The 3009-nt window shown below is 38.3% G+C and carries 3 protein-coding genes; all 3 read right to left on the bottom strand.

Going from position 1 to position 3009, the window contains the following annotated elements; translation table 11 throughout:
- Positions 1-343: 343 nt before the first annotated feature.
- On the bottom strand, positions 344-670 hold the full coding sequence (locus GXZ13_03725; GenBank protein ID NLX74947.1) for a hypothetical protein: 327 nt from the start codon (positions 668-670) through the stop codon (positions 344-346).
- Between the two features lie 101 nt (positions 671-771).
- A complete protein-coding gene (locus GXZ13_03720) occupies positions 772-2178 on the bottom strand; it encodes a tyrosine-type recombinase/integrase (protein ID NLX74946.1) in 1407 nt (468 codons plus the stop codon).
- Positions 2179-2591: 413 nt separating this feature from the next.
- Positions 2592-3009, bottom strand: a 418-nt coding sequence (locus tag GXZ13_03715; GenBank protein ID NLX74945.1) for a rubrerythrin family protein, incomplete at its 5' end; no start/stop codon positions are given.

Genomic DNA, 3009 nt, shown 5'->3' with positions numbered 1-3009 from the left:
GCCTTATATTTCAACGGTTTTCAGGCTTTTTTTATCGCCAAAATTGAAAATAAGCAAATCTCGGTAAAAGCTATACGCCACAAGGGTTTATAGCACTTTTTCGAACATCTCATCGGTGGCATTTTTTTGAATTGTCGAAACCATCTAGTGTTTACAATGCTTTTCAGCCCTTTTTCCACCTGTTTCCCGATGAGTTCAGGACCCTTTGCTTGTTGTGCGGTGGTGTAAGTATTGCCTGTAAAGAAAAAAAGGGAAGCTGTATTGTGTTAGCTTGCCCTTCATGCTTTGCAGGTTGCACCTGATGCCCTCTTTTTTCGCTGTTCTCTGGCTGCATTTGCTCCTGTCAATCTGCTTTTTTGTCTCTTGCTAAAACCGCACTTCTTATCTCTTCACGAAACACAATCTCATTAATCGTTCTTATATCCATTAATAACTCAATTATTCTATCAACTCCAACTAATACCAATCCAGTTATTAGCATCCCTGCTCCGCTTCCCAATGTTACAAAACTCAAATTCCTGCTATATCTGTCTGTTAACTCAACAACTCCAATAATCATGACGATAATGCTTGCCAAACATACAATTACTCCAATGCCACCAATAAACTCCGGGGGTTCGTGATCCTTTGTTCTATATCTCAATGCATTGTCTTCTTGTTGATTATCCATAGCTATATCCCCTCTCATTTTTTGATTGCTAATATATCATGTGTTAAATGCTATTTCAATATAAATAATATAAAAGCATGAAATGTTGCCTCAGGTAACTGTCAATGGTTTTTTTGCAACTTCTCTAACTCTTTTCTTAATCTTTCAACTTCCTTTTCCATCTTTGCATTTTTCTTTTTAAGTTCCTTTGCTTCTGTTGTTGCACATTCTATTCTTCGCTTGTACTCATCAATATCGGCTTTTTTAACTTCAACCTCTTGCCTATTTGTTTCAATTACTTGCTCCTGCATTTTTGCTACTTGTTCCACATCAGCCAATACATCTAATATTGAATCGACATTATTTATATTCTTTGATAATCCCCCCTCAATACTTGTTGATATTGACGATATAAGTTTTTCATCAGCTGCCTCAAACATGTGCATATATATTTTACCTGTGATGTCAGGTCTGCTGTGCCCCAACAATTTTGATATGTCAAACATTGTATGCCCCTGTGCATTAGCCAATGATGCGAATGTATGGCGTAAACCATGTAATGTAATTTCATAAAAACCTAACTTATCTGCAAGCTTCCTAAAAACTGTTGATATATAGTTAGGCCTGCATGGAATCCCCTTGTCATTTACGATGATATAATTTGAGCGTTTAAATGTTTTTCTGCTCTCTGCCGATCCTTTATTTTTAAGATCTACTTGCGTTCTTATTAACTCAATCTTTACCCTATCAGGCATTGAAATACGCCTCATGCTTGATGTGGTTTTCGTTGTCTTGCTTACTATCTTGCTTCCTGCGCTTGTCCTCGCTTTTCTAATGGTAATAATATTCTTATTTAGATCAACATCTTCCCATGTTAGCCCCAATATTTCCTCTCTTCTCATTCCTGTGTATGCCGCAAGAATAATAGTTAGTAATAAAGCGTGTTTATCTTCTCTGTTTTCATATGCCGCTTCTATCAATTGTTGAAGTTGCTCAGCCGTTAAGGGCCTTATTTCATTCTGTATTTCCTTGGGCGGTGTAGTTCTTAGTGTTGGGGACTTGGTAATAACATCATGTTTTACAGCCATAGCAAACGCTGTTTGCATAAGGTTATGGTGCTTCAATACCGTGTTAGGGGATAGAGTCTTTAACTTAATTGTATAATATTGTTGCAGTTGGTCTGCCGTAAGCTTTTGTAGTTTTATCTTACCAAGGGCTGGTATAATATGGTTTTTAATTATTTGACGATAGCTATATTCTGTTGTTTCTTGTAAGTTAGGCTTAACTGCATGTTTCATCCAATATTCAATCCAAGTCTCTACTGTGTGTTCAGACGGTAAAGTTACAGAATTTGTGTTCTTCCCGTGTAAAAATGCTGTCAATATTTTCTCTGCGTCTTTTTTTGTTTTTGCGGTTTGGTATTTTGTTATGTACTTACCCCGCTCATTCTTACCATAATAAAGTTTTACATAATAGAGCCGTTTATCGGCATCATAGTATATATTCTTTTCGACCTTTTTTCTTGTCATACCGGCATTTCCTCCAGCACTTACTATGAATATTGTAACCTTCTTTGTTACCTAAGTCAATGCTCAAATGCCAATACATCAAAAAAGACAAGTGCCATCAATGAAAATAGCAACTTGCCTTGTGGCAAAGAACACGAGTTTGATACAAAATGCACACGGTAGCCTTGTTGCCGTTTGTTGGGTGAACACCCTTGACGTTTCCCGTTTGTTCCGTGTGCAGGGGTGAACACACTGTTAATGTGCCGTCTGTTGAGTAATTACTGCTGGTTGTTTACTTGTCTCACACTCCAAACACCCTACCTCGTCACCACAAGGTAGGGTGTTCACTTTTGTTCTATTACCAAATGTATCGATGGTGTGCAGGATTTCGCCTGTGGGAGAGCCGCTTAATATTAGGTGCCATAATTCTAAAATTAATATTTTATAAACTTAGCCCCTGGAACGCCACAAATACTGCATTTTTCAGACTGCAATTTCTCGATATTTCCGCAGACCGGGCAGAGATAGTAGAAAACTTCTTCCGTCTGGTCAAGGTTCTCTAACGCTTCTTGATAAAGCCCTGCATGAACCTCTTCCGCTTTCATTGCAAATGTAAAGGACATCAACGCAGCCTTGTTTCCTTCTACTTCAGCTTCCTTCACGAAGTCAGGATACATTTCTTTATATTCGTAAGTTTCTCCCTTAACCCCGTCCTTCAAGTTATCTGCCGTTGAACCAATTTTTCCGGCCACTTCAAAATGCTTTAGTGCGTGAATGGTTTCGGCGTCAGCTGCAGCTCTAAACAATTTCGCTGCATTGAGATTTCCGTCTTTTTCGGCTTTCTTGGCATAG

The sequence above is a fragment of the Synergistaceae bacterium genome (assembly GCA_012728235.1).
In the GTDB taxonomy this organism is placed as follows: domain Bacteria; phylum Synergistota; class Synergistia; order Synergistales; family Synergistaceae; genus JAAYFL01.
This window is presented reverse-complemented; position numbering and strand designations above follow the sequence as displayed.

What these genes read in the sequence shown, in the direction of transcription:
- GXZ13_03725 (NLX74947.1), bottom strand. Translation starts at nt 670, where the DNA reads ATGGATAATCAACAAGAAGACAATGCATTGAGATATAGAACAAAGGAT.
- GXZ13_03720 (NLX74946.1), bottom strand. Translation starts at nt 2,178, where the DNA reads ATGACAAGAAAAAAGGTCGAAAAGAATATATACTATGATGCCGATAAA.